Annotated in this window: 19 protein-coding genes; 10 read left to right on the top strand and 9 right to left on the bottom strand. The window is 70.2% G+C overall.

What is annotated here, in order from left to right:
- Positions 1–48 precede the first annotated feature (48 nt).
- The gene (locus AB0B66_RS25390) at positions 49–5,889 is read right to left on the bottom strand and encodes a ThuA domain-containing protein (RefSeq protein WP_360534506.1); all 5,841 of its coding nucleotides are present in this window, start codon (positions 5,887–5,889) and stop codon (positions 49–51) included.
- A gap of 237 nt (positions 5,890–6,126) precedes the next feature.
- On the opposite strand from AB0B66_RS25390, the gene AB0B66_RS25385 reads away from it, so the two are divergent.
- On the top strand, positions 6,127–6,723 hold the full coding sequence (locus AB0B66_RS25385; RefSeq protein WP_360534504.1) for a MauE/DoxX family redox-associated membrane protein: 597 nt from the start codon (positions 6,127–6,129) through the stop codon (positions 6,721–6,723).
- A 113-nt stretch (positions 6,724–6,836) separates the two neighbouring features.
- Here the strand turns inward: AB0B66_RS25385 and AB0B66_RS25380 are convergent, their stop codons facing one another.
- Positions 6,837–7,049: a hypothetical protein gene (locus AB0B66_RS25380; protein ID WP_360534502.1), complete on the bottom strand. Its 213-nt coding sequence runs from the start codon at positions 7,047–7,049 to the stop codon at positions 6,837–6,839.
- 116 nt (positions 7,050–7,165) lie between these two features.
- On the opposite strand from AB0B66_RS25380, the gene AB0B66_RS25375 reads away from it, so the two are divergent.
- The gene (locus AB0B66_RS25375) at positions 7,166–7,687 is read left to right on the top strand and encodes a S26 family signal peptidase (protein WP_360534500.1); all 522 of its coding nucleotides are present in this window, start codon (positions 7,166–7,168) and stop codon (positions 7,685–7,687) included.
- A gap of 33 nt (positions 7,688–7,720) precedes the next feature.
- Positions 7,721–10,522 (top strand): BTAD domain-containing putative transcriptional regulator, encoded by a 2,802-nt coding sequence (locus AB0B66_RS25370; RefSeq protein ID WP_360534498.1) that lies wholly within the window; start codon positions 7,721–7,723, stop codon positions 10,520–10,522.
- Here AB0B66_RS25370 and AB0B66_RS25365 read toward each other — a convergent pair.
- Positions 10,519–12,378: an ABC transporter ATP-binding protein gene (locus AB0B66_RS25365; RefSeq protein WP_360534496.1), complete on the bottom strand. Its 1,860-nt coding sequence runs from the start codon at positions 12,376–12,378 to the stop codon at positions 10,519–10,521. The genes AB0B66_RS25370 and AB0B66_RS25365 overlap by 4 nt on opposite strands.
- Positions 12,375–12,920, bottom strand: a complete 546-nt coding sequence (locus AB0B66_RS25360) for a redoxin domain-containing protein (RefSeq protein WP_360534493.1) — start codon at positions 12,918–12,920, stop codon at positions 12,375–12,377. Before AB0B66_RS25360 ends, AB0B66_RS25365 begins: the two co-directional genes overlap by 4 nt.
- A gap of 132 nt (positions 12,921–13,052) precedes the next feature.
- On the opposite strand from AB0B66_RS25360, the gene AB0B66_RS25355 reads away from it, so the two are divergent.
- Positions 13,053–16,115, top strand: a complete 3,063-nt coding sequence (locus tag AB0B66_RS25355) for a BTAD domain-containing putative transcriptional regulator (RefSeq protein WP_360534491.1) — start codon at positions 13,053–13,055, stop codon at positions 16,113–16,115.
- 254 nt (positions 16,116–16,369) lie between these two features.
- On the top strand, positions 16,370–16,534 hold the full coding sequence (locus AB0B66_RS25350; RefSeq protein WP_360534489.1) for a hypothetical protein: 165 nt from the start codon (positions 16,370–16,372) through the stop codon (positions 16,532–16,534).
- Here the strand turns inward: AB0B66_RS25350 and AB0B66_RS25345 are convergent.
- The 3 genes from AB0B66_RS25345 to AB0B66_RS25335 all read right to left on the bottom strand — a co-directional run bounded on the left by AB0B66_RS25345 (position 16,512) and on the right by AB0B66_RS25335 (position 19,081).
- The gene (locus tag AB0B66_RS25345) at positions 16,512–17,111 is read right to left on the bottom strand and encodes a HEAT repeat domain-containing protein (RefSeq protein ID WP_360534487.1); all 600 of its coding nucleotides are present in this window, start codon (positions 17,109–17,111) and stop codon (positions 16,512–16,514) included. The two genes, AB0B66_RS25350 and AB0B66_RS25345, sit on opposite strands and share 23 nt — an antisense overlap.
- 148 nt (positions 17,112–17,259) lie before the next feature.
- Positions 17,260–17,682 carry a DUF6188 family protein gene (locus AB0B66_RS25340; protein WP_360534485.1) on the bottom strand — a complete coding sequence of 141 codons (423 nt, stop codon included), beginning with the start codon at positions 17,680–17,682 and terminating at the stop codon, positions 17,260–17,262.
- 301 nt (positions 17,683–17,983) lie between these two features.
- A complete protein-coding gene (locus tag AB0B66_RS25335; RefSeq protein WP_360534483.1) occupies positions 17,984–19,081 on the bottom strand; it encodes a hypothetical protein in 1,098 nt (365 codons plus the stop codon).
- Between the two features lie 228 nt (positions 19,082–19,309).
- Here AB0B66_RS25335 and AB0B66_RS25330 point away from each other — a divergent pair, with 228 nt between their 5' ends.
- Positions 19,310–21,190, top strand: a complete 1,881-nt coding sequence (locus tag AB0B66_RS25330) for a hypothetical protein (protein ID WP_360534481.1) — start codon at positions 19,310–19,312, stop codon at positions 21,188–21,190.
- 254 nt (positions 21,191–21,444) lie between these two features.
- Here the strand turns inward: AB0B66_RS25330 and AB0B66_RS25325 are convergent, their stop codons facing one another.
- Together AB0B66_RS25325 and AB0B66_RS25320 are read right to left on the bottom strand one after the other, a co-directional pair.
- A complete protein-coding gene (locus AB0B66_RS25325; RefSeq protein WP_360534479.1) occupies positions 21,445–22,176 on the bottom strand; it encodes a DUF899 family protein in 732 nt (243 codons plus the stop codon).
- Positions 22,177–22,333: 157 nt separating this feature from the next.
- The gene (locus tag AB0B66_RS25320; protein WP_360534477.1) at positions 22,334–23,161 is read right to left on the bottom strand and encodes a hypothetical protein; all 828 of its coding nucleotides are present in this window, start codon (positions 23,159–23,161) and stop codon (positions 22,334–22,336) included.
- A gap of 232 nt (positions 23,162–23,393) precedes the next feature.
- Here AB0B66_RS25320 and AB0B66_RS25315 point away from each other — a divergent pair, with 232 nt between their 5' ends.
- Genes AB0B66_RS25315 through AB0B66_RS25300 form a run of 4 tightly spaced genes read left to right on the top strand, consistent with a single transcriptional unit; the run spans position 23,394 to position 26,646 of the window.
- The gene (locus AB0B66_RS25315; RefSeq protein ID WP_360534475.1) at positions 23,394–23,657 is read left to right on the top strand and encodes a phosphopantetheine-binding protein; all 264 of its coding nucleotides are present in this window, start codon (positions 23,394–23,396) and stop codon (positions 23,655–23,657) included.
- An 11-nt stretch (positions 23,658–23,668) separates the two neighbouring features.
- Positions 23,669–25,042, top strand: coding sequence for a condensation domain-containing protein (locus tag AB0B66_RS25310; RefSeq protein ID WP_360534473.1), 1,374 nt, complete (start codon positions 23,669–23,671; stop codon positions 25,040–25,042).
- Positions 25,043–25,072: 30 nt separating this feature from the next.
- Entirely contained in the window at positions 25,073–26,392 is a 1,320-nt protein-coding gene (locus AB0B66_RS25305; protein ID WP_360534471.1) for an MFS transporter, read from the top strand.
- A gap of 44 nt (positions 26,393–26,436) precedes the next feature.
- Entirely contained in the window at positions 26,437–26,646 is a 210-nt protein-coding gene (locus AB0B66_RS25300; protein ID WP_360534469.1) for an MbtH family protein, read from the top strand.
- Positions 26,647–26,660: the final 14 nt, after the last annotated feature.

Below are 26,660 nucleotides of genomic sequence, written 5' to 3'. Positions count from 1 at the left end.
CCGCCACGAACTCCGTGGCGGCGCGACCTCGTACCAGATGGTGCTTGTCTACCTCAGGCGGCCGTTCTTGCCGATGCGGACGGCGTCACCGTCCAGCCGGCCGACGCCGGCCAGTGACGTGCCGCTGTTGGCCTTGACCCCGGCGTTGGTCGGTGGTGTGCCGCCCAGCCTGATGATCATGGCATCGGTGTCGCGGACGAGCACCGCCCGGATTTCGGCCTCGGGCACCAGCGAGGTGTTCAACGCGAGCGCGCGGAACTCCTTGAGCTGGTTGATGGCCTTGGCGTCGTTGCCGTTCGCCTCGGACTGGCGAGCCGCTGTCAGCTTGGCCGTCAACTTCTTGTGCGCGTTGGCCGACAGCCGGCTGGTCGCCTTGAACCGGTCCAGCAGGTTCTGCATGTCCCGGAACGAGGTCGTCACGTAGAACCGCACTGTCGAGACCGTCTTGTTGCCGGCCTTGTCGGTGGCGGTGACCGTCAATTCGTGCAGGCCGAGCCGCAGTTCGTACATGGCCTGCAGCGTGCCGGTCGTGTACGGCGCGCCGTTGAGCGTCCCGACGACCGACGCGATGCCGGAGGTCGGATCTACGGCCTGGAAGGTGACCCGGATGTCCTGGCTGTCGCCGTAGAGCTGGCCGTCGGCCAACCCTGCCACGATGACGGTCGGCTGGTTGCCGTCGACCTTCAGGATGGCGGACTTCAGCGTCTCCACGTTGCCGGCCCCGTCGGTGGCCCGGTAGAGCAACTCGTGCTGCCCGTCGCCGGCGATGTCGACCGGCTCGGTGTAGGGCGTCCACGGCCCGCCGTCCAGTGACCACTCCAGCTTGGCGACGCCGGCACCGGCGTCGGTGGCGGCGAGCACCACCGGCACCTGCCCGGCGTGCCAGCCGTCGTCGTTGGCCGGTGCGAACGTCGCCGTGGTGATCGGCGCCGTGGCGTCGACCTTCACCTCGACGGTCTTGGCCTGCTCGACGTTGCCCGCGGTGTCGGTCGAGCGGTAGCGCAGCTGGTGCGTTCCTGTTCCGCTGATCAGCACCGGCGCGGTGTAGGCGGTCCACGTCGTGGCGTCGTCGAGCTGGTACTGGGTGCTCGCGACGCCGCTGCCGGCTGCTTCATCGGCGGCGGTCAGGGTGACCGTCGGCGACTCGGTGTACCAGCCGGCGGTGGCCGCGCCGGTCACCGCTGCCGTGGTGACCGGCGCCGTGGTGTCGCCGGTGCCCGGAGTGGTCAACCGGAAGTAGTCGAAGCTTGCCGGCTTCGACGCCGCCTGGTTGGCGCCGAGCGTGAACAGCCCGACCTTGGGAGTGTCACCCACGGCCGTATTGGTCAGCGGCTCCAGCGCCGTCCAGGTGGTGCCGTCGGCCGAGTAGGAAGCCGTGTAGACGCTGCCCACCCGAGCGAGTCGCAGGTGCCATACCGCGTCGGTGAGGTTGGTGATTCCGGGTTGCGGGTTCTGCACCACGCTCGCGATCTCGCTGCGGAACTCGATCCGCCGGCTGACCGGCGAGCCGGCCGTGTTGTCGACGATGTAGTCCAGCTTCAGGTAGTTGTCGTCGTCGAGGTAGACCAGCAGGCCTGCCTGCTGGTACTGCTCGTTGAGCCGGCTGCCGTCGACCTTCGTCTCCAGCGTCCAGTCACCGGACGGCGCGTTCTGCAGGATGAAGTTGGTGGGCCCGGTGTTGCTTGCCGTGTAGATGTCCCCGTTGGGCACATCGATCTCCAGCTTGCCGCCGGTGACCCGGTACTTGCCGGCGTCCTCGCGGACTACCGCGTTCCACTTGCAGCGGTCCAGGGTCGACCCGGCGAACTCGTCGGACGGGTCGATCGGCCCGGCCGGAGCGTCCGGGGTGAGCTGGAACCAGTCGAAGGCCGCGTCGACGACCGGCGCGGTGGTGCCGCCGTTGAGGGCGAACATGCCGACCTTCGGGTTGACGATGCCGGCCAGCGCGGCCGACTGCCCGACCGGCGCGAACGTCACGCCGTCAGCTGACCAGGCCGCCGTCAGGTTCACGCCGTCACTGATCAACCGCAGGTAGGCCGTGTTGCCGAGCTCTGCCGGGGCGTTGACCGCGTCGGCGCTGCCGTTGCGCGGCGTGCCGGCGGTCTCCCGGATGAACTCGAACTTCCTGTTGCCTCCGTACAGCAGGTCGAGCTTTGCGTAGTTCTCGTCGTCGCCGTACACGATCAGGCCGGCCTGCTGGTAGTCGGCCGCCACGGCGACGGAGACCTTGGTGGTCGCCTGCCAGGCGCCGTCCGGCGCCGGCTGCAGGATCAGGTTGGTCGCGTCGTTGCGGGCGCCGTAGAGGTCGCCGACCGCGGTGGGCAACCGCAACGTGCCACCGGCCACCGAGTAGAGCTGGTTCTCCCGGACCACCGTCGACCAGCGGCCCTTGTCCAGCGCCGTGCCGTCGAAGTTGTCCGACCGGGCGCCGAGGCAGGCGTTGTTCGGCGCTTCGACCCTGACGACCACATTGGCGTACGACTTCGCGCCGCGCGCATCGGACACGGTCAGCGTCGCCGTGAACGTGCCCGGGGTGGCGTAGGTGTGCGTGGCGTTGGCGGTGCCGGCTGTGGCGCCGTCTCCGAACTCCCACAGGTAGGTCAGCGGGTTGTCGCCCTCGGCGTCGGTCGCCGAGCCGGTGAAGGTGACCAGCACCGGCGCGGTGCCGGTGGTGGGCGTCGCCGAAGCGGTGACCACCGGCGGCGCGTTGTCGGTCACGCCGCGTCCCAGGAAGTCGACCCAGTTGACGTTGAACAACGAACCCGTGCCGGTGTCGCCTGCCGGGTTCTTCGCCACCAGGAACAGCGGCCCGGTCACCGTGCTCGGGCCGCTCAGCGTCGCGGTGACATCGGTGAAGGTCTGCCAGCCGCCGGTGCCCGGCACTGTCGCGGTGGCCAGTACCGGCCCGTCCGCGGCGCCGGCCCGTACGTCGATGCGTCCACCGGCGGTGTTCGACGCCACCCGGAACCGCAGCGCGTCGATGCCGGTCAGGTTCACCGGGGCGTGTGACCAGAAGTCGCCGTCCTCGATGAAGCCGATGTTCTGGAAGCCGCCGGCGGTGTCGGTCGTCGTCTCCAGTTGCACGCCCGGGTCGCCGCCGCCGACGCCGTCCGGAGCCCGTCCGGTGGCGGTGAAGTACTCGGCCTGCTTGCGCTTGGGCTGCAGCTGTTCGATCGCCCTGCCGGTCAACGCGTTGGCGCCGCCGACTCCGCCGGCATCGGTGTAGGTGGCCTCGAACACGGCGAACACGTTGGCGTCGGCGCCGTGACCGGAGGCCAGCGACGTCTGCACGGTGCCGGTGCACCCGGTGTACGACTGCAGGGGGTGGGCGTGCTGGTCGTGACCCAGGTAGTACTGCAGCCTCACCCGCGAGCAGTCGATCGTCCCGTCCTCCGGGTCGGTCACCGCGACGGTGTACTTGACCTGGTCACCCCACTCGAAGAAACCGCCGTCCGGCGGGAACGAGATCGTGACGGTGGGCGCGGTGTTGCCGACCGTGACCGTCACGTTCGCGACAGCCGTCCGGTTGGCGGTGTTGGTGACCGTCAGCTGCGCCGTGTAGTTGCCGGCGGCCGGGTAGGTGTGCGACGGGTTGGCCGCGGTGGAGGTGGCACCGTCACCGAACGTCCACGCGTAGCTCAGCGCCCCGCCGTTCGGGTCACGCGACCCGGCGCTGGAGAACTGCACCGAAAGCGGTGCCGGTCCGGAGTCCGGCGTGCCGGTCGCCACCGCGATCGGGGCCCGCTCGCCCGCTATGTAGTCGATGCGGTAGATCCCGGAGTCGCCGTTGTTGCCGCCGAATCCGGTACCCCACTCGATCAGGTAGAGCGCGCCGTCCGGGCCGAACTCGAAGTCCATCGGCCGCAGGAAGGTCATGCTGCTGAGCATGGTGTTGATGTCGACCAGGGACTTTCCGTCGGCGGCGACCTGGAACGCGTACATCTTGTTCTGGTTCCACTCGCCGAACATCGCCTTGCCGTCGTAGTACGCCGGCCACTTGCGCTCGGAGACGAGGTCGGGGTCGTAGCGGTAGACCGGCCCGGCCATCGGCGCGCCGCCGCCGCCGAGCTCCGGGAACAGCGCGTTGCCGCTGTAGTCGTAGTCGACGGTGGCGCTGACCGCGGGCGGGAGGTTGGTCAGGCCCGTGTTGTTGGGCGAGTTGTTGACCGGTGCCGCGCAGTCGAACTTCGCGCCGGACGGACCGCTGGGGAAGGTGTAGTCGTTGTAGGCGTAGTTAGCGCCGTGGCAGTACGGCCAGCCGTAGTTGCCGGGCTGGACGATGTTCCATTCGACTGTGCCTTCCGGGCCGCGGTTGGGGTTCGCCGCGCTCGCGTCCGGGCCGTAGTCGGCCACGTACAGAGTGTTCGTCTTCGCGTCGATGCCGATCCGGAACGGGTTGCGGAAGCCCATCGCGAAGATCTCCGGCCGGGTCATCGCCGTGCCCTGCGGGAAGAGGTTCCCGCTCGGGATGGTGTACGTGCCGTCGGCCTCCGGGTGGATGCGCAGCACCTTGCCGCGCAGGTCGTTGGTGTTGCCGGCGGTGCGCTGGGCGTCGTAGTTCTGGCGCCCGGCCCGCTCGTCGATCGGGGTGAACGAGTCGGACTCGAACGGGTTGGTGTTGTCGCCCGTGGCCAGGTACAGGTTGCCGGCGCTGTCGAACACCATCGAACCGCCGGCGTGGCAGCAGGTGGTGCGCTGCGTCGTCACTTCCAGCACGACCTTCTCGCTGGCCAGGTCGATGCTGTCGCCGCTGACCGTGAAGCGGGAGATCCGGTTGCGTGTCACGCCGTCGTTGGGCGCCCAGTACAGGTAGACCCAGTTGGTGGTGGCGAAGTCCGGGTCCAGCCGGATCCCGATCAGGCCGTCCTCGTTGCCGGTGAAGACATCCAGGTCGACCGCGGTCACCGTGGTGCCGGTGGCGGGCTTGATGATCTGCACCCGGCCGTCGCGCTCGATGTAGAAGACCCGGCCGTCGGGCGCGATGTCCAGCTCCATCGGGTTCTGCGTGTTGCTGTCCAGCGTCACCTTCTCGTATCCGCTGCTCAGCGACGCGCTGCAGTCGGAGTCGAGCGCGCCGGCCGCCGTCTGGATGCCGCCGAGCAGGTGGGCGAGGAATGAAGGCTCGGTGTACGACGCGATGGTGTGACCGATGCCGGTGTACCAGGACCGGCCGCCGTCATAGTCCTGGCACCACGCGATCGGGTGGTCGGCGCCCATCGCGCCGGTGCCCGGCGAGTAGGACCGCTCGTCCAGACTGGCCAGCACATGCACCTTGCTGCGCGGGTTCGTCTGGTAGTTGTACCACTCGTCGACCCGCGACCATTGCGCCGGCAGTGAAGCCGTGGACGGGTGGGCCGGGTCCTCGACCTTGATGGTCGCCTGCTGGTTGTTCGGGTGCGCCGAGAAGTAGGCGCCGACCAGGTTGCCGTACCACGCCCAGCCGTACTCGGTGTCCGATGCGGAATGCACGCCGGCGAAACCGCCACCGGCTTGGATGTAGCGCTCGAACGCCCCCTGCTGGGCGGTGTCGAGCACATCACCGGTGGTCGACAGCCAGATCACCGCCGCGTACTGCGCGAGGTTGGCGTCGGTGAACGCGCCGGCGTCCTCCGTCGCGGCGACCGTGAACCCGCTGTCGACGCCGAGCTGCTGGATCGCTGCGATACCGGCGGGAATGGAATCATGCCGGAACCCGGCGGTCTTCGAGAAGACCAGCACCGAGAACGGAGCAGGCGCCGCGTTGGCTTGACGGGTGGTGGACGGCGCGGCCTGTGCGGGCGACTGCCCGACGGCAAGCGCGGTCACGGTCATGGCGAGCGCGAGCGCCGAACCGAGAAGAGATCGGGCTCTGACATTCGGATGGGTGCGGCTGCGACGTTGTGCGGACACGAAGAGTCTCCAATGCCTGACGGGACTTCAGAGCCCGCCGCGGCTCGCCGAAGACCAGTGGAGTGGTGAAAGTTGACGCCCCCAACAAATTAGCGCCACCACCGAAGTTGTGGTCAGATTGTTTCTGGTCAATTTCATAACGTTTCGATAACGCGCGTGAGCCAATGGTGGCCTAGCTGGACAATCTATTTAGGACCTCAGGCGACTCGGGTCCTGTCACGGCTTGGAGGTATGACGGTGCGATACGTCCTGCTCGGATGCGTCGTGTGTCTCGGTGTGGTGTTCGCGGTCTCCGCGATCAGCAAGCTTCGCAGTCGCGCCTCGTACGCAGCCTTCGTCGCCTCGACGCGCGAGCTGCTGCCACGACCCTGGCCACCGGCGGCTCCTGTCGCACTGACCGTGGTCGTCGCTGAAGTGGCGATCGTGCCGCTGTTGTTCTCGGTGCCGACGGCGGGACTGGCCGTTGCCGCCGTGCTCCTGCTCGCCTTCAGTGCCGCCATCGTGCTGGCGGTGCGGCGGGGCGTGCGCACGTCCTGTCGCTGCTTCGGCTCGTCGACGAAGCCGTTGGCCGGGCCGCACGCTGTGCGCAGTGGTGTTCTTGCCGCGCTGGCGGTCACCGGAGCCGTCCTGGCCGGGCCGGTGGGGGCCGCGAACGTCGTCACCGGGCTACACCCCGCTGGTGTGGCGATCACCCTGCTGGCCGCAGGAGTCTTCGCGGCTCTCATGATCATGTTCGATGACCTGGTGGGACTCTTCGCGCCCACGGCCACCCCGGCCGGACGGGCGAGCATGCCCGCGGCTGTACGGCAACGGCACACTTCGGAAAAGATCTAGATTCCGCTACTCGTGCCGACATGGCCGACCGCCCGCTCGCCGCGAAAGCCAGGAGCCGTGCCTCCGGCAGCGTGGTGGGGCGGAGGACACGCCGCCACCACGCCGTACCCCGGTCAGTTGCAGTTGTAGTAGTTGCTGGCGCAGCCGCTGTAGACCTTGTAGCAGTTGTACCCGTCGTAGGCGTAGCAGTAGCGGTAACCCTGCGTCCGTGTCCCGCTGCAGTAGCAGCCGGTCACGTAGCACGGCGGGCACGCCGCTGCCGCGTCGGCCTTCGGCACGACGAAGGCGGTCATGCGGTCGCTGATACGCTCGATCAGCTTGATCATTGAAGCTCCTCTCTTCGGGTGGCTGACGCTAACGCCGCGGCGTACATGAACCGCCCGATCGCGCTACGCATCCAGGCATGTATCCGTTTTGTATGTCGCGACGGCATGCTGGGTCGATGTGGACCATCGCCGGTGCCGGATTGCTGATTGTCACCGTCTGCGTCGCGCTGGTGATCCGGCGGATGCGCGGGCGGCTGACCGTGGTGACGGTCCACGGCCAGAGCATGACCCCGGCGCTGCACCCGGGCGACCGCGTGCTCGTCCGCCGCACTGCCCTTGATGGCGTGCGCAACGGTGACGTGGTCATGGTGGCGCGCCCGTCGCCGGCGGACAGCGCCACCTGGACCGTGCCGGGCGTGGCGAAGTCCGCCGTCGTCGCCGACGACGCCTGGGCCGGCGCGACCGGCGACTGGCTGATCAAGCGGGTGGTCGCCGTCCCGGGTGACGAGGTGCCGCGGGATACGGTGGAGGCGCTGCGCCACACCGCCGACCAGGCGGTGCCCCCGGGCCGGTTCGTCGCGGTCGGCGACAACGCCGAGCTCAGCTTCGACTCGCGGACCTGCGGCTACTTCACCGACGAGCAGCTGTGGGGTCTGGTGGTCAAGCGGCTCGAACCTGTCGCGCCACCGCACGCCTAGTATCGACAGCGGCAAATCGATCGGGAGGCGTGAATGGGTTGGGAGTTCCGCCTGCTCGGCCCGCTGGAACTCAGGCGCGACGGGGTCGCCGTGGCCACGGGCTCCGTCAAGCAGCGGATGCTGCTCGCGTCGCTGCTGCTCGACGCCAACCGGGTCGTCTCCGTGAACCGCCTCGTCGCGGCCCTGTGGGAACGCGATCCGCCCACCTCGGCCATCGCGAACATCCGCACCTACGCCTCGCAGCTGCGCCTGACGCTGACCGACGGCAACGGTGACAGCCGGCTCGCCGGTCGCCCGCCTGGCTATCTGCTGACAGCCGCCGACGATGAGCTCGACCTCGCTGTCTTCACCCAGCGCGCGGCCGCCGGGCGGGCCGCGATGGGCCGTGGTGAACTGCGGCAGGCGGTCAGCGCCTTCCGGGAGGCGCTGGCGCGATGGAGGGGTGCGGCGGGCGAGGACACCCTTCGGTCCGGCCTGCTCGCGACGCGCCTGGCCGGGCTGGACCAGCAGCGGCTGAGCGTCGTCGAGGAGCTGGTCGCGGCCCGGCAGCAGCTTGGCGAGAACGCGCAGCTCATCCCGGAACTGCGGCAGCTCACTTACGAGCACCCGCTGCGGGAGCAGTTCTGGCAGCAGCTCATCGTCTGCCTCTACCGCACCGGCGACATCGCGGGTGCCCTGGACGCCTATGAGCAGGCCCGTTCCGCGCTCGTCCGCGATCTCGGCGTCGATCCCGGTTCGGAGCTGTCCGCCCTCTACCAGGCTGTGCTCAGCCGCGACCCGGCGCTCCTGCCGGAGTCGAGGGCCGCCGACGGGACGGAGATCCGCCCGCGGGAGCTCCCTTCGGACGTGGCGCGCCTCGTGGGGCGGGACCGAGAGATCGCGATGGCGACGGAGGCGCTGGCGGACGTGCCGACCATCGCCTTCCACGGCACCGGCGGCGTCGGCAAGTCGGCGCTCGCGGTCCATGTCGCCCACCAGCTGGCGCCGTCGTTCCCCGGCGGCCAGATCTACGTGGACCTGGGCGGACCCGGCACGCAGCCCCAGGCACCCGTGGACGTGCTGCGTCGGATCATCCGGACTCTCGGCGTACCGGCCGATCAGATGCCGCAGAGCGAGGCGGAGGCGTCCGCGCGCTACCGGTCCTTCGTGGTGGAGCGCCAGATGCTCGTCCTGCTGGACAACGCGACCAGCGCGGAGCAGGTCCGCCCGCTGCTCGTCGGCGGGGGCGGCACGGTCGTCATGATCACCAGTCGGCGGATGCTCGCCACGATCGACCGCGCCGTCCACATCGAGGTGAACCGCCTCACCGAGCAGGCCGCGGCGCAGCTATTGGCGGCAGTGTGCGGACCCGAGCGCATCGCCGCCGAACCGGCGGAGACCGCCCGCCTGACGGTGCTCTGCGACCGGTCGCCGCTCGCCCTGCGCATCGCCGGTGCCCGTCTGGCCGCCCGGCCGCTGTGGAGCATCGGCGAACTGGTCCGGCAGCTGTCCGACGAGCGGACCCGGCTCGATACGCTCGCCTTCGGCGATCTGGCCGTCCGCTCCAGTGTCGAGCTGAGCTTGCGTGCCGTCGGCGGCGACGCCGCGACCCTGCTCGGGCTGCTCGGTCTGGTCCGCATCGACGAGTTCACGCTCACCGCGGTCGCGGCCCTGGGCGACCTGTCGTCCGCGCAGGCGGCCCCGGCCTTCGACCAGCTGATCGAGCAGCGCCTGGTCGAGCAGACCGGGCCCGGCCGGTTCCGGATCGGCGACCTGGTCCGGCTGTTCGCCCGGGACCTCACCGTCGCGGGCCGTCCCGAGGCTCTGCACCGCCTGCTGTGCTTCTATCTCTGCACGGCGCGCCGGGCCTGGGAACTGGTACACCCGGCGTTCCGGCCGGCCCGCGACGACGGGTTCTTCGAGACCGTGCCACGGCTGGAGCTCGCCGACGCGCCAGCGGCGAAGGTGTGGCTGGATCAGGAGCGGGCCAACCTGCTGACGCTGGCGCGCCAGGTGGTCGACGAGCCCGCCGCCGTCGCCCGCTTCGTGCCGCTGTTGCTCGCCTGCCTGCACGAGTACCTCGCGGCCGACGACAGCTGGGACGATTTGGACGAGCTGGCCCGGCTGTCGCGGGCCGTGGCCGTGCGTGATGGCGCCTGGCATGCCGAGGCGGAGGCGATGGTGTGCCAGGCCGCCGTCTGCCGGGCCCGCGGCACGTTCGACCAGGCCGTCTCCTATCTGGAGCGGGCGGGCGATCTGCGGCGGCGCTTCGGCGACGAGCGCGGCGTCGCCGAGTGCCTGACGGCGCAGGGTCGGACGCTGGTCCGCTCGGGTGACCTCGGGACGGGACTGGCCCGGCTCCAGGACGGCGCGGCGCTCTACGAACGGCACGGCCTGGGGTCGGCGGCGAGCCACGCGCTGCACGAGGCCGGGGAGGTCCTGTGCCGCCTGGGCCGCTACGCCGAGGCGGAGACCTCGTTCGAGCAGGCGCTGGCGGTCCGCCGGGCCGAGCAGGACCTCACCGGCGAGGCGGCCACTCTGGCCGCGATGGGCATCACCGACTGCCTGCGCGGCAGCGATCTGCGCGCCGTGGGCAGGCTGACCGATGCGCTCGCCCGGTGCCGGGCCACCGTGGCACACCGCCACAGCTGGCAGGCGCTGATGTGGCGCGCCGCGGCGCACCAGCGGCTCGGGCAGAGCAGCGAGATGGCGGCCGATCTGCGGTCGGCCTGGGACCTGTCGCGGTCGTACGGGGACGCCGACCGTGAACGCTTCGCCGCCGTGCTGCTGGACAAACTCAGCCGGGGCGACGACGGCGACCTGAAGCACCGCCTGGCGGCCGAGTTCTTGTTCTAATCGCCGCGGCCCGCCGGCTCCTCCAGCTGGTAGCCGGCGGCCTGCAACTGGAACAGCTGCGCGTAGGCGCCGTCGGCGGCCATCAGCGTCACATGGTCGCCCTGCTCGGCGACGACCCCGTCGGCGAGCACGACGATGCTGTCGGCCTCGCGCAGCGAGCCGAGCCGGTGGGAGATGAGCAGGCTCGTCCGCTCCGCCCGGTGCTCCCGCAGCCGCTGGTGCACCTCGAACTCGGCCTGGGCGTCGAGGCCCGCGCTCGGCTCGTCGAGGATCATCAGGTCCCGCTTGTCCCGCAGGAACGCGCGGGCCAGCGCCAGCCGCTGCCACTGCCCGCCGGAGAAGCGGACTCCGGTCTCGGGGTCGCCATGGTCGGACTCGCCGAAGAACATCCGGCTCAGCATCGTGTCGTATCCTCGGGGCAGCGCCTCGACCGCGGCGTGCACGCCCGCCCGCTGCGCCGCGGCGACCAGCACCGGCCGGTCGCCGATGCTCGCGACGTCGCCGAGCCCGATGTTGTCGGCGGCGGTGAGGTCATAGCTCATGTAGTCCTGGAACACCGCGCCGATGCTCGCGCGCAACTGCGTGATCTCCACGTCGCGCAGGTCCACGCCGTCCCAGGTGATGGTGCCGCGGTCGGGGTCGTAGAAGCGGCAGACCAGCTTCACCAGGGTGCTCTTGCCGGCACCGTTGAGGCCGACCAGCCCGACCGTCGTGCCGTGCGCAATGAACAGGTTCACCCCGCGCAGCACCCACGGGTGCTCGTCGCTGTAGCGGAACCACACGTCGCGCAGCTCGATGCCGCGCCGCAGCGCGGGCAGTGCGCGAGGATCGGTGCTCAGCGGCAGGTCCGGTGCGGCGTTGACGACCATCGCGTAGTGGTGGAAGACGGTGACCTGCTGGTGCGTGTGGGCCACCGCCACGATCAGCTGCTGCATCGCCCCCAGCACGCCCGGCACGACGACGAGGAACATGGCGACGTCGCCGACCGTGAGCGCCCCGGCCTGCGCCTGCCGGGCGGCCCAGACCAGGCCCGCCCCGGCGACGATCGCGCTCAGCGCGGCGAGCCCGCCCTGGGTGATCAGCTCGCGGCGGTCCATCCGGCGCTTGGCCCCGAACACCTCCCGCAGTTCGGCCAGCATCCGGCCGCGAAGGAAGCCGCCGGTGCCGAACAACCGGATCTCCTTGGCGGCGTCGACGCTGCCGAGCAGGTTGCGGTAGAAGAACTCGCGCCGCTCGGTCGGGCCCAGGTCCCAGACCATCGCCGCCCGCCGCCGGGACAACTGCAGCTCCAGTAGGAGTGTTGGCACCGCCGTCGCGAGGACGGCCAGCGTCATGACCGGGCTGATCACGGCGAGCGAGCCGACGAAGCCGAGCAGCGTCAGCACGCCCCGGGTCACGCCGAGGGAGCCGTCGACCACCTGAGCCGGTGCGGCGGCGCCCTGCTGTGCCAGCCGGAGCCGGTCCAGGAAGGCGGGGTTCTCGAAGTAGGCCAGCCCGCTGAAGCGCTCCACCGCGCGGTAGAGCTCATCCTGGGCCAGCAGGGCGACGCGCTGGTCGAGCTGCGTGCGCAGGTACTGGGTCAGCTGGGGGAGCGCCGCGGTGGCCAGGCCCGCGACCGCGAGGCCGCAGGCGACCGCCGTGACCGTGGCCGGCGCGCCGCCGGTGGTGATCAAATCGACAAGCATCTTGGTGAGCCAGGCTGCGGCCACCGGCACCGCCGCCCCGGCGAGGGTGCAGACGGCGTACGAGGCGGTGGCGGCGGCGGCCCCACGGCGCGCGATGACGGCCGCGAGCCTGCCCGCGGACAGCAGCTCCCGGCGGCTGGGCGGGGCGGCCGCGGTGAACTCGGTGGTCATACGGCGGCGGGCCGGGGCAGGCCGGACAGCATGGAGCCGCTGGCCACCATCGTCCCGTCGGCGGAGACGAGGCCGACCGCGGGGAAGCCCTTCACGCCGAAGGCGGCCGCGACCGGTCCCTCGTCCTGCTCCAGCACCACCCGTGCCACATCGGACAGCTGCTCGACGGTGGCGGTCGCCTCGGCGGCCACATCGGCGACGACGACGGCGAAGACCCGGTCCCGGCCGCCGAGCTCGCCGGCGTAGGCGACGAACTCGGGCAGGCGCTCACGGCAGGGCGCGCAGCCGGGCGAGAAGAAGCCGACGAGTGTCCCGTCGGCGAACGAGGCGGTGGAGACCGTTTCCCCAGTGGTGGTGACGGCTGAGAAGGAGCCGATCTGCGCGCCCGCCGGCAGGATCAGGTCCGTGGCCGTGGGGCCGGTCGGCATCTTGGACAGCAGCGCGGTGTGCTCACGCAGGCGGCGGATCATGCCGAAGATCAAAAGCAGATTGAGCAGGCAGATGGTGGTGACGACGGCGAGAGCGATCCATAGGTATGCCATCCGCGCAGGCTAGCCAGCGCGCATACAAGCGCCATACAAACCTGATCCAGATGTGACGATGGTCAGTCCACATTGGCCGCTCTGGCCCGGTAGAATTCAGGTCGGTTGATCAATCGAGGGTTGGTGCGAAGGTTGTCCCTGCGGTTTCGGTGTCTCGGCTCGCTGGATATCCGCGGCACGCACGAGTGGCAAGCGGTCACCGGGGGCAAGGCACGAACACTGCTCGCCATCCTCATGATCCATGCCGGCGAGCCGGTCCCCGTCGCCCGCCTCATCGACGAACTCTGGTGCGGCAGTCCGCCGGCCTCGGCGCGGTCGCTGCTGCGCGGCTACGTCCTGTCGCTGCGACGAGCCATCGGCCCGGACGGCACGGCAGTGCTCACCGCCGAGTCCAACGCCTACTGCCTCCAGACAGGCCGGGAGTCTGTGGACGCGTACCGGTTCGAGCAGCTCGCCGTGGACGGCCAGGGGGCGCTGCGAGCCGGTGACGTCGACCGGGCGGCCCGCCTGCTCGGCGCGGCCCTGACCCTGTGGCGCGGCCCGGCCTTCGCCGCCGTGGCCACCTCGCCGCTCATCGTGGCCTACGCGTCCCGCCTGCACGAGCTGCACCTAGCCGCGCTCGAGGCGCGGATGGAGGCGGACCTGCTCGCAGGGCGGGCCGAGGAGCTCCTCGGCCCGCTGCGCCAGCTCATGCAGGAGCATCCCGCACGGGAACGGATCATCGCTCTGTGGATGCGGGCGCTCAACGCCCAGGGGCGGCGGGCGGAGGCACTCAACTCCTATGTAGATGCACGGCGCAGGCTGGCCGAGGAGTTCGGCATCGAACCGGGACCGCTTCTGCGGCAGGCCCATCGCGACATCCTCGCCGAGGACGGCGCCGACGATCCGCCCGCCTCGGTTCCGGTGGCGGCTCAGGTTGCCGCCGGCCGAAAGCAGCCTGGCGCGACCCGCGACGCGCCGTGGCAGGCACCGGCCTCCATCAGCGACTTCACCGGACGGGACGCCGAACTCGCCGGCTGCCTGAAGGTTCTCGACCAAGGGCCGGGCACGGCGATGCACCTGGTCGCGATCTCCGGCCGGGCCGGCGTGGGCAAGACGACGCTCACCACGCGCCTGGCCCACCTGCTGCGCGACACCTACCCCGACGGCCAGCTCTACGCCGACCTGCACGGCGACACCGCGGAGCCGACCGCACCCGGCGAGGTGCTCGGACGCTTCCTGCGGGCCCTGGGCGTCCAGGGATCGGAGATGCCGGAGACCACCGACGAACGCTCGGCCCTGCTGCGTAGCCGACTGGCCGGGAACAGACTGCTGATACTGCTCGACAACGCCGCCGGCGAACAGCAGGTCCGGCCGCTGCTGCCCGGCGCCGGCCCCAGCGCCGCCGTCGTGGTCAGCCGCAGACGGCTCTCCGCACTGGACGTCAGCCACTTCGTCGACCTGGAAGTCTTCAGCCCGGCCTGCGCACTGAGCCTGCTGGAGCAGATAGCCGGCCCCGAGCGAGTCACCGCCGAACCGGCCGCCGCCGGCGCTCTGACCGCCCTGTGCGGCCACCTTCCGCTCGCCGTACGCATCGCCGCCGCCCGCGTCACAGCGTCGCCCGGAACGTCGATGTCATGGCTCGTCCAGCAGCTCAAAGACGAGCGAAACAGGCTCGACGAACTCAGCATCGGCGACCTCGACGTGCGCACCACCATCGCCGCCGGATACCAGGGCCTGTCCGCCGTGGAGCAACGGACGCTGTGCCGGCTGGCCCTGCTCGACGCCGCCGATTTTCCGGCCTGGGCAGTGGCCGCGGCCGCGGATCTCAGCACGGCTGAGAACCGCCAGGTGCTGCGCGCCCTGGTCGACCGGCGCCTGCTCGACGAGGTCCGCGTCGACCAGGTCGGCCAGCTGCGCTACGGACTCCACTGCCTGGTCCGGATCTTCGCACGAGAGCCGGCCCGGCAGGAGCCACCGGCAGCACAGCTCGCGGTGATAGAGCGTGCGCTGGACAGCTGGCTGACACTGGCCCAGACCGCCGGCGCAGCCTTGGCGGCCGCGACCTTGGCCGACATCCGGCCGCCCCGCCCGACCACCGCCCGCGGCGACGGGATCGAAGCCGCCGCCGGCTCCCCAGCGGCGTGGTTCGAGGCCGAACGCGCGGCCATCGCCGCGGCCGTGGCGCAGGCGGCCAGACTCGGCCGGGCCGACCTGTCGTGGGGACTCGCCGCGGCGACACACCGCTACTACGAGCTGCGCGACCTCCACGACGACGGCCAACAGACCCACGAGACCGCACTCGCCGCCTGCCGCACCGCCGGCGACCAGCTCGGCGAGGCGGTCATGCTGCGCGACCTCGCGGACCTCTACAGTTCCAAGCCCGGCTCCGACATCGGGCGCAAGCTCGAACTCGCCACCGCCGCACTGCACCTCTTCCAACAGGTACGCCACACCCAGGGCGAAGCCGACGCACTCTACCTGTGCGCGACGGTGCACCGGACGCGCGGCGACCACGCCGAGGCGGTCGCGCGCCTGGAGGAGAGCCTCCAGGCTTGCCGCTCAGCGGACTATCACCTCGGCGAGCTGCACGTTTGGCAGCTACTCGGCATCGTGCGCCGGCAGGAGGGGCGCAACGACGAGGCGCTCACCTACGCCACCCGGGCCCTGACCATCGCGCGGGACCTGGGCAGCTCCCGGGATCAGAGCGTCGCACTGGGCCTGATCGGCATCATCCGGCGCGACCAGGACGAGCCCGACCAGGCCGAGCAGGCGCTGGTGGCGGCGATCGACATCGCCGAGGAGTCCGGGGATCCGGTGCAGCTGGCCTTCCTGCACGGGCACCTCGGCGCGCTCTATGTCGGCAGCGGGCACCCGCGGGCGCGGCCGGTCCTCGAACGCGGGCTGGAGCTGAGCAGAGCGAGCCGCTCCGTGTTCGGGCAGGCGCTGGCGTTCAATGCGCTCGGCCGACTCGATCTCGCCGACGGTGACGCGTCCGCGGCACTGGACCGCCTCAGCACATCGGCACAGCTCTACCGCAAGGCGCAGAACACCTACGCCGAGGCCAAGGCCCTCGCCGGCCTCGCGGAGGCCTATCGTCTGGCCGGCGACGCCGAGCAGGCGCGGTCCAGTGCCCACGCCGCCGTGCTGCTCTTCCGGCAGCTGGGCAACGAGACCGAGGCCGACCAGACGGCGCTGCTCGCGGCTGACCGGTAGCGGGTGGCCTGCAATCAGCCCGTAGCCCGTCTGCCGAGACCCGTACAGTGCGGGCACGCCCCACCACGGGCAGCCGACCCGCCACCGGATCCGACGACGCCATCGAAGAGCCGGCGCGCACCACAGTGCAGCTGAACGCAACGAGTAATCGCCGAGGCCGAAGCAGCTCGCGAGCTACGCCTCCGTCGCGTCCAATAACACGATGATCACCATGCGCCCCGCCGTCCCCGTTCCGCTCTACCTGCCCTGTTTTTATGGGGGGGCAGGACCTGATCGGCTTCCTCGAGGCGCTGCGCGCCTGGGGCCGCCGGCACGGCTGCGCCGACCGGATCGACTCGTTCATCGCGAAGGTCGATGGGGACCTCGCCGTGTCCGCCGAGCTGAACCCGGCCGGGCTCACCACGGGTGGAGCGGTATAGGCCTGCCTTCGCGCAGGTAGGACAACGCCCACCGCGCCTCCTGCCGCAGGAGTGGGGTGAGGCCCGGCTCTGCCATCAAAGCCTCGTACAAGGTCGTGCCTCGGCCGGGATCCGCGTCGGCTACACAGCGGATCGCCGCGCTGCGTACCACGAGGTTCTCATCGGCGAGGGCCTGCTCGACCGCCTCTCGGCTCGCCGGGCCGGTGTGCTTGGCCAGGGCCTTGACGGAGTTGACGCGGTGCAGGAAGTCCTTGTGCCGAGCATGCTCGCAGAGGATGCGCGTGGCGCGGGGGTCGTCGATGTCGCCGAGGATCACGATCTCCGTGGTGCCGACACGGCTCGGCAGCTGGGCGAGGAACTCCTCGGGCGCGACCGAGGCGGCGATGTGCAGGGCGGCCGACCAATTGTCGCCCAGCTCCCGGCCGGTGGCTTTCGTGACCAGGTTCGCCCTGGCCCTGCCGTAGTAGATGTCGAAGACGCGTCTGGCTCCGGTGGGCCCGGCGGCGATCAGGGCTTCGTCGGCCCCGGGCTCCCAGTCGAGCACCTTGGCGATCACGGCGTCGAGACCATCGTTCATCGGCCCATGATGCCATTGATCTTGTCGACCGCATGATGGGTGCCACAGCCACGGCATCCGGACTGCCCGGCGAATCCGGTTGCGGCGCTGCCACCCACGGCGGCGTCCACCTCGACCGCCGCCGGCGCGACCGTTCGCGGCAATCGGATCATGGCTGCGAAGTCCACACGGCGAGATCGCCGCCTGGCAGGCTGACGACACGCATGCCATCAGGGCCGGTCGCGGTCCAGCCCTCATGATCCGGATCGGGGTCGACCGTGAGCTTGCGGCCGGTGGAGAAGACGATGCGAAGCGCACCGGACTTGAACGCGACCGCCGACAACACCTGCGTGTTGAACAGTGCAAGGCCGGCAGCCACGTCCTGACGTTCAGGTTCCAGCTCGACCTCGTCCGGATGCGCGGCGATGTTGACCCATCCCAACGTCGCCGTGCTGCTGATCCTGGCAGTGCTCTGATCGTTGAAGGTGAGCCCGAACGCGAAGTCCACCTGAACCTGTATGACCGTCAAGCCCCGAAATGGCAGGATCCATCGGTCGGCCTGCTCGGTCAACACTCGCGACTCGTCGATCATCAAACCAGTCTGCCGTCCCGTCCCCACCGGCGTCGCGGCAAGGGGCAGCCGGACGGCACCACGCCGACGTCCGGTACGACCTCGTTCGGCCGGCCGGCTCGATCACCTGACTGCGATACGCGCAACCGTGGGGCAGGTTCGCTCACGCCAACAGCAACTCGACCTGGTTTGCCCCCGTATGTCGCAACTGGTTCTGCACCGGTGCGACCTCGGCGTCGCGTCGGCGCGAAGCGGCATGAGGATCGTTCGCGTCAATCATGGTTCACGCGCCAGCGATGTGCGGACGCACTGGTCGGGTCGGTCACAGCAGGCCGCGCTCGCGTAGCCGGGCGAGCCGGTCAGGCGGCAGGCAGTCGGCCAGGTTCCGCTTCAGGTCGACCAGTTCAAGGTCGACCGGGTAGACCACGAAGTCGTCGGTGACCGGTAGGACGTCTGACCAGTCGCGCAGGTTGAGCCGGGCCGCCACCGCGCACATCAGCCGCCGGCCGATCTCGGATCCGGCGGCGGCGTCGCGGTCGTCGGCGTCGAGCAGGGTGAGTTCCTGCCGTAGCAGCCGTACCGATGCCGCGTCGTCGAGGTCGACGTGGGTACTGGTCGCGAAGTCTTCCGGCGCCCATGCGGCAAGGACGTCGATCGCCGCCAGGGCGGCGCGCTCGTCCGGCGTGGCCGCATAGACCTCGAAGGACAGCGCGTTCGACTGGAAGTAGCCCAGCGCGACACAGGCCGCGGGGCCGTCGATCGTCAGACGCGCCACGGCGTCCGGGATCAGCGTGAGTAACGCGTCCTCGATGCTGCGGCAAGCCGCGTCGAGGTCGAATCCAGCCGGCGGCCGCTCATAGCGCACCTCGGACCGGCGGTCCATGACCTCGACGACTCGGACCAGGCCGTGGTCGTCGTGCTCGGCCGTCAGCGTCGAACGCGCCCGGCCATCGTGTTCGATCTGGACGCCGCTGATCCTCCCCTCGGTGTATGCGTACACCTCCCGCCCTGAACCGCGCCGTGCGATCATGTCAGCCGAGCGCATCAACCCGTCCACGAAACGGTACTCGTGCAGGTAGATGGGCTCGTCGGTATCGAAGTGCGCCGCCTCGACCACGTCGCCGTCGTAGCGGACGAAGGTCTCGTAGTACAGACGTCCGTCGAGGAACCCGCTGTACTCCTCGGTCACCACCGCCCGGTCCTCGGCGTCGAACCCTATGCGCAGCACATCCCGACCGATCGGCGGCCGGGCGTCCAGCCTGCGGCCGGCCTTGAGCAGGTCCCGTTCGAAGCGCAGCGGACGAGGATCAAGGCCCGGCCAGGTGTACCAATCCCAGCGCTTGACGAGCGCGGTCGCTGCGCTCCTTCGGCAGTCGCGCTCGGAAGCGAGCTTGGCGAACCGTGCTGCAAGATCGGACACGTCAGGCATCCTACGGTCGCCTCACCGGACTGGCCGCCACACATCCGCATCCACCGCAGGGCGGCAGCCGGATGGTTCGAATGGATGGACGGCGGCAGCAGGGAGGCCGATTGGCGTGGCCCGATGTCGATACTGTGCCCGGGTATGACAGCGCGCGGCGGCACAGGGCTTCGATTCCATCCGAACCCCGACCGTGCACCGGGCGGCTGGAGGGCCTCCGAGCGTGCCATGTGGGACGCCTACCGCACGGGCGAGTGGTACACGTCCGCGGATGGCTCGGCCGGCACGGTGCGCGCGGCGGCCGTCAGACATCTCCTGCTCACACGCCCCGCGCCGCAGCCGGGGCGGCAGCCCGCGCTGCGTCTGCGCGGGCTCGTCGTCGATGGTCCGCTGGACCTCGGCGACTGCGCACTCGAGGTGGTCGTGGCGTTCGACCGATGCGTCTTCGAGGAACCGCTCGTCCTCGACGGCGCGACCGCGGTCGCGGTGCGGCTGACCGGCTGCCAACTGGCCGGACTTCGCGCTGACCGTCTCACCACGACGCACGGGCTCAGCGTCGCACAGTCGAGCGTCAACGGATGTGTGTATCTGCGCGACGCGCGCATCGGCGGCCAGCTCGACCTCACCGCCAGCACGATCACGCCGACCGGCTATCTGCCCGGTCGGCCACCGGCCATCGACGGCAGGACTCCGGACCAGTACGTCGGTATCGACGCCGAGAACATCACCGTCGGCGGTGACCTCGGCGCGGCCGGGGTCGTGTGGCGCGGCGGGTTGTTCCTCAATCTGGCCCGCGTCAACGGCGCCGTCATCCTCAACGGCGCGACCTGCCCGGACGGGTTCCTGCACGCCCCCAGCCTGGTCGCAGGCGGCGTCTACGCCCGCGACGGGTTCCGGCTCGAAGGACTGCTGAATCTGCCCTACGCCGAAGTCAACGGCCCGATCGAGCTGAGCGGCGCGCGGATCGCCAACCCCGGCGAGGTCGCTTTCGGCGGCTTCGGCATACGCGTGTCCGGGTCGCTGACAGCCGGCGCGGACACCGAACTCGCCGGCACGGTCGACCTTCAGGGCGCCGACATCCGCGGTGGTCTGCACCTGGCCGGGCTGAGCGTCACCGACCCCGGGCCCGACGGCTCGCTTCACCTGTTCCGCGCCGCGGTCGGCGGCGGCGTGGAGCTGACCGGCGCGCGGCTGTCGGGCGATTTCCGTCTCCGGTACGCGCGTATCACCGCAGGCCTGCACTTCGTCGACGGCAGCGTTGACGGTCGCGTGGATGCCGACAACCTCGTCCTGACCGGGGACTTCGACCTCACCGACACGGCCCTGACCGGTGAGGTGACCTTGCGTGGTGCCCGCGTCGAAGACACCGTCGACCTGGAGCGGACCAGGTTCGGGTCCACCGGCGGCGTCTCTTTGCAGGCTGACGGCCTGACCTGTTTCCAGCTGGGCTTGATGTGCCACACCCCGCCCGGCGACGTGCACCTCGGCCATGCCACGGTCGAAGTGCTGTGCGACACCGCCCAAGCATGGCCGGACGGCCCCGGCCGCCCTCACCTGACCGACTTCACCTACCGCCGCCTGCGCCAGGACGTGCCGATGGCGGCCCGGCTCGACCTGCTCGCACGGGCGACGCCGTCCGGGCAGCCGCAACCGTACGAGCAGTTGGCCGCGGTGTTCCGCTCCGCCGGCCGGGAACGTGAGGCGCAGCGTGTGCTGCGGGAGAAGCTGCGCCGCGAATCCCGATCCGGGGGCTTGGTGCGCCGTGCCTGGGGCCGTGTCCAGGACCTCACCATCGGATACGGCTACCTACCTGCCAGAGCCGCCGTCATCTTCGCGGCGCTGCTGGCTGCCGGGACCGCTTACTTCGCGGCGGCCGCCGACTGTGTCGGGCGAGCTGGACCATGCCCGGTCCAGCCTGGACAACACCCGCACTGGGACCCGTTCCTGTACACCCTGGATCTGCTCATCCCACTGGTCGACCTCGGCCACGAGAAGGCCTGGGACGTGACAGGAATCGACAAGGTGGTGATGGTGACGTTGCTGCTCAGCGGCTGGATCTTCGCCACGACGATCATCGCCGCCGCGGGGCGTGCCATCCGCCGCCCCTAGCGCGCCGACGCGCCCGGTTTCCGGCACGGCCACCCGGCTTCGCCGAACGGGCGTGCGAAGCGTCATCGGGGCTGGTTGGACGTGCGTCCCCGGTGCCGGTTTCTCTGGCACGATCGTCGGCGAACCTGCGGCCGCTACCGGGCACGGACCTGGTGCACGCGCGTTTGGTGCTCGTACACATGCCTGACCGTGCCCGGGCGTCGGCTTCGTCATCGGCGTGGTCCGTTGGAGATGACCATCACCGGCACGCCCGTCTAGGCGGCGGGTTCGTCGGTGACGTCCCACTGGGCCAGCGGACGACCGTCGACACGCCACTGGTGCTGGCCGGCCGGGATCTTCGGCCAGCCCTCGGGGGAGTCCTCCCACGCCTCCTGCCGGCCGAACACCGTCCGGTCGAGCAGGCTGTAGGACCAGAAGCCCGCCTCATTGCCGCGGTCGGTCGTCCAGTAGGTCTCGTAGACGCGGTCCTGGTCGTCGCGTACGAAGCAGCCGAGCCAGCCGAAATCCCGCCCGGCCAGCAGCGCGTCACCGGCGTCACGAGCCGAGTACCAGGGTGCTGTGTAGCCCATGAAGTCCGCGTACTTCCGACTCTCGTCGTAGGCGCCCTCGCAGAAGTAGGCGAACGTCACGTCGCGGGCGTGCAGGTGTGCCAGCGGGCCCTGCACCTGGGACGCGAAGTACGTGCAGCCGATGCACTGCCCTTCGGCCGGCTCGCCGTCGTGCCACATGTGGAAGTAGCCGACGAGCATCCGCCGCCCCTCGAAGGCGTCCAGGAAAGGCACCTCGCCCTTCGCGCCGACCACGGTGACGGACCCGGGGATCTCGACCATCGGTTGCCGGCGGCGCTCTGCGGCGATCGCGTCGCCCGCGCGGGTGTGCGCCTTCTCTTTGACCAGCAACGCGGCGTGGGCGGCCTCGTACTCGTCGCGGCTCGTGGCGGTTGGCAGCGCGGAGACCGCCAGCGGCTCGGTGGGTAGGTGGCGCACAGTCGCTCCTTCTTCTTCGACAGTGCCTGATGTTCGAGGCTCGGCTCAGGCCTAACCAACCTAGTCCGGATGGGGCACGTGAACCAGTCGGCGGGCCGCACGGTCATCGATGTTCGAGGACCGTGCCGGACGGCAGTGCCCAGGCGGGAAGCGACCGTCAGAGTTCTGAAGAAACCATGTCTGCTGTGCCGGCGATGCGGCCGACGAGCAGGTCGGCGAGTTCCGGGACGAGGATGTCGTCCTCGTCGAGCAGAGGGAACCGCGAGATCCGGTATCCGCGCGGCGGGTCCATCCGGATCACCGGACCCGGCGACGTCGCTTCGAGGCTCAGCACGTCCACCCCCGCCGACAGCCGGGCCGGTCGCGCGTCGGCGCAGGCGACGACGAATGCGAGCCACGCGCGGTAGCGCGAGAGCAGTTCGGTGAACGCCTCGTCCGCGCTCGTCAGGCCGTGTTGCGTGGCGAGTCTGGCGAGCTGTTGCTCGAGTTGCGCCCCCATCCACTCGACCAGGTCCTCGGCGCTGCTGGAGTCGGCAGGAGTCGGCGGATCGGTCTCGCCGAGTCCGAGCAGGTATTCGCGGAACGTCGCGAACGCGGCCGCCCGGTCCTGCGACGCGGGCCGGACCAGCAGGACCTTGACGCCGCGGGGGGCGACGCGTTGGAGCAGCCCGGCGACGCGCAGCGCCAGGTCGCCGGCGCTGCAATACCCCACCACCGTGAGACGGTCGGACGGGCCGCGCAGGTTCGCGATCCTCGCCGCGTACTGCCCGGCGAGGACGTCGAGGGACAGGAACGCGGGGCCGTCGACCATCGGGCGTAGCGGATCGACCTGGTAGAGCGGGCGGTCGCCGATGCGGCCGGTCAGCATCTCGCTCAGTCGCGGCGAGGCGCTGTAGGTCGGGAAGTCGATGACGAAGACGGGATCCGCGCCGCCGTGGCCGAGCCGCGCCACCGCGAAGGGGTCCGTCTTAACCTCGTTGATCACTGCTCACCGCCATGGGGGAGGGGTGCGTCCATCCAACAAACGTGGCAGCCCCGAGCGTGCTTCACGTCTTCGATATTGCGCGGCACGGTTCCGGGAGGCGACAGGACTGTTTTGAAGAAGACCGGGACGCGACCCGGTGCCAGTCTCGGTGCAGCGGGCCGCCGCCGTGCCGGCCTGCTGATCCAGATCTTCTGCCCCTTCCCGTTCGCTCGCAGATATGAAGGAGTCGACGATGACTACCCCGATCGATCATCAGATGGACGATGCCGTGCACGACCTCCGAGCGGATCGGTTGTGCGCCATCTTCGCCGACGTGCTGGGCGTGCCGACGGTCGGCGTCGACGACGACTTCTTCGACCTCGGTGGGCAGTCCCTGCAGGCGATGCTCATAGCCGCCCGGATCAAGTCGGAACTGGGCGCGGTCGTCACGCTGATCGACCTGTTCGACCACCCGACCGTCGGCAGGCTGCTGACGAAGCTAGGCCCATCATCATGATCGACAGTCGAATGAGGACCAGCGAACGCCCGGCCACGCCCGGCGCGCCGAGCGACGAGCGATTCCCCCTGTCGAGCATGCAGGAGGTGTTCTGCTCCGACGAGCGGCACATGACCGACCGCTTCATCGTCGTCAACGCCTGGCGCGTACGCGGACACGTCGACACCGCGGCACTGCGGGGCGCGCTCGACGACCTGGTCGCCCGCCACGAGATCCTGCGCTCGGTCTTCGGGCACGAGGACGGCGCACCATACCAGCAGGTGCTGCCGCCCTGCCCGGTCCCGCTGCTGGTGGCCGACATCGAACCCTTCACCGGACGCAGCCGGGAGATCCGGGCCGAGGAGCTGATCATCGAGGCCGAGGTCGGCCGGCTCGATCCGCGCGAGCTGCCGCTCATCCGCGCGGAGCTGCACCGCTTCGACGACCAGGACTCGGTGTTCGTCCTCGTGCACCACCACCTGGGCATGGACGGCCGGTCAGTGGGGGTGGGGATACGCGACCTCGCCGAGTTCTACGCGGCCCGGGTCGCCGGCCGCGAGCCCCAGCTGCCCGAAGTGAGGCAGGCGCGCGAATTCGCGCACTGGCAGCGGGCACGCACCCGCGAGTGGGACAACGCCGAGGGTGCGGCGATCCGGGCGTACTGGAGCGACCGGCTCGCCGGGGCGCAGATGTTCACCCTGCCGACCGACCGGCCGATGCCCGAGCGGTACACGGTGCCGTACTCGGAGCACATTTTCGAGTGCGACGAGGAGTTCACCTCGTCGATGGCCGCGCTGGCCAGGCGGGAGCGCTGCTCGCTGTTCATGCTGCTGCTCGCCGCGATGGCCGTGCTGGCGTACGAGATCCGCGGGGTGACCGACGCGTCCTTCCGTGTCCTGACGTCCGGCCGCAACGAGGCCGCGTTCCAGGAGACCGTCGGGCTGCTCATCGACTTCCTGCCGATGCGGGTCGAGATCGCCGACTGCGCCAGCTTCCGTGACGTCCTCGGGCGCACCCGCGCGGCCGTCGCCGGAGCGTTCAGCTACGAGATCCCGATGGGTGAGATCACCAAGCTGGCGCCCGATCTGACGCGGCCGGAGCAGAACCCGTCCGACTGCTTCATGAACTTCATCTTCCACCAGGCGCCCTCGGCTGCCGAGACCTACCCGATCGGCGACGGCGCGGTGGAGATCCGCGAGCGCGTGCTGGAGCCCGATGAGACCGGTGACATGCCGTTCGGCTCGTCCTGGAACCTGGAGGTCCTTCCCTCGGGCCGGTTCGGCGGCGGGATTCTGTACAACCGGGACGAATTCGACGAGTCCACCATCGCGCGCTGGACTGATGCGTACCGCCGCATCCTCGACGGCGCTGTCGCGGATCCCGGCGCCTCGTGGCGCCAGCTCTAGCCCTCTGTCGCGGAATCGAAAGGACCTCCCATGATCGACAAGGATGCGCACCTCGCGTTGCGGCACCGCAACTTCTCGCTCTTCCTGTTCGCGCAGACGATCTCGTTCCTCGGCAACGGGGTGTTCCTCGTCGCGCTGCCGCTGGAGGTGCTCAGACTCACCGACGACCCGCTCGTCGTCGCCATGGCGGTCGGCGCGGACACCCTCGTCACCGTCGTGTTCATGCTGATCGGCGGAGCGTTCGTGGACCGGCTCTCCCGCCGCGTCGTGATGATCACGACCAATGTGATCTGTGGCCTGGCGATCGGGCTGGTGTCGGTGATGAACGCCGTCGGGCAGGCCCACGTGTGGGCGCTGGTCGGCGTGGCGTTCGTCTTCGGCCTGGCCGACGCGTTCTTCCTGCCGGCGTCCACCGCGATCATGCGGGATTTGCTGCCCGCGAACCTGATGGTCGCCGGTAACTCCCTGGTCACCCTCGGCCGGACGGCGACGCTGTTCGTGGCCGGACCGGTGCTCGGCGGCATCATCGTCGTGGCGATCGGACCTGCCTGGGCCTTCGGGCTCGACGCGCTCAGCTTCCTGATCGGCGCCGTCGGCCTGCTCGCCATGCGCGGCGTGAAACGCACCGCGCCCGAAGCGGGCGGCGAGACCGACGGCGCCACGTCCGTGCGCGAGGAGATCAGCATCGGGCTCGCCTACAGCCGGTACCGGCCGTGGCTGTGGTGGAACATGATGGCCGTCGGCGTGGCGAGCTTCGTCGGCTTCATCCCGCTGGCCCTGCTCGCGCCGCTGCTGCTGCGCGACGTGCTGCACGCCAGCCCGGTGGCCTACGGCATCAACGTGGCCGTGAGCGGCATCGGCGGCGTGGCCGCCGCGGTGCTGAAGAAATCCCGTGATCCGAGGCTGCGGGTGCCCGCGGTCTGGATCGGCTTCGGCGCCTCAGGACTGGCCGTTGTCCTGCTCGCCGTCTCGCCGAACATCGTCGTCGCGACCGTCGCCGGGGTCGCGTACCTGTTCGGCGTTTCCTACGGCAACATCAACTGGTTCGCGCTGATCCAGGAACAGGTGCCGACCTCGCTACAGGGCCGCGTCTCCTCGCTCGACTGGATGATCTCCCTGCTGCCGGGGCCGTTCGGCTTGGCCGTCGCCGCCATGGCCGTGGACGCCGTCGGCGTGCGCTGGACCATGGCCGCGAGCGGGATCCTCATGGTCCTCTGCGGGGCGGTCGTGCTCAACCGCAAGGTGCGTGACTACACGTACGTGCGCGGCGGGGCCAAAGCCGAGGTCGACTTCGAGACCGACGGTGCCGAGAAGACGCCGGCGGTCGCCTCTGCGGCGAACCTCGGCTGACCGCACGCCACCCGCCATCGACCACGAGCGAAAGAAGCCGGATCATGTCCAACCCCTTCGACGCCGAGGACGGCGTCTTCCTGGTGCTGTGCAACGACGTCGAGCAGTACAGCCTCTGGCCCGAGGCCGTCGACGTCCCGGCGGGCTGGACGGCGGTCTTCGGCCCTGACAGCCGTACGGCCGCGATCGCCTTCGTGGAGGCGAGCTGGACGGACCGCTTGCTGCGCCCTGTTCGCCACGCCGACCACGGCTGACGGTGCGACCCGCG

Origin of the sequence: Catellatospora sp. NPDC049111, from assembly GCF_040648615.1 — a bacterium.
Classification (GTDB): domain Bacteria; phylum Actinomycetota; class Actinomycetes; order Mycobacteriales; family Micromonosporaceae; genus Catellatospora; species Catellatospora aurea.
This window is presented reverse-complemented; position numbering and strand designations above follow the sequence as displayed.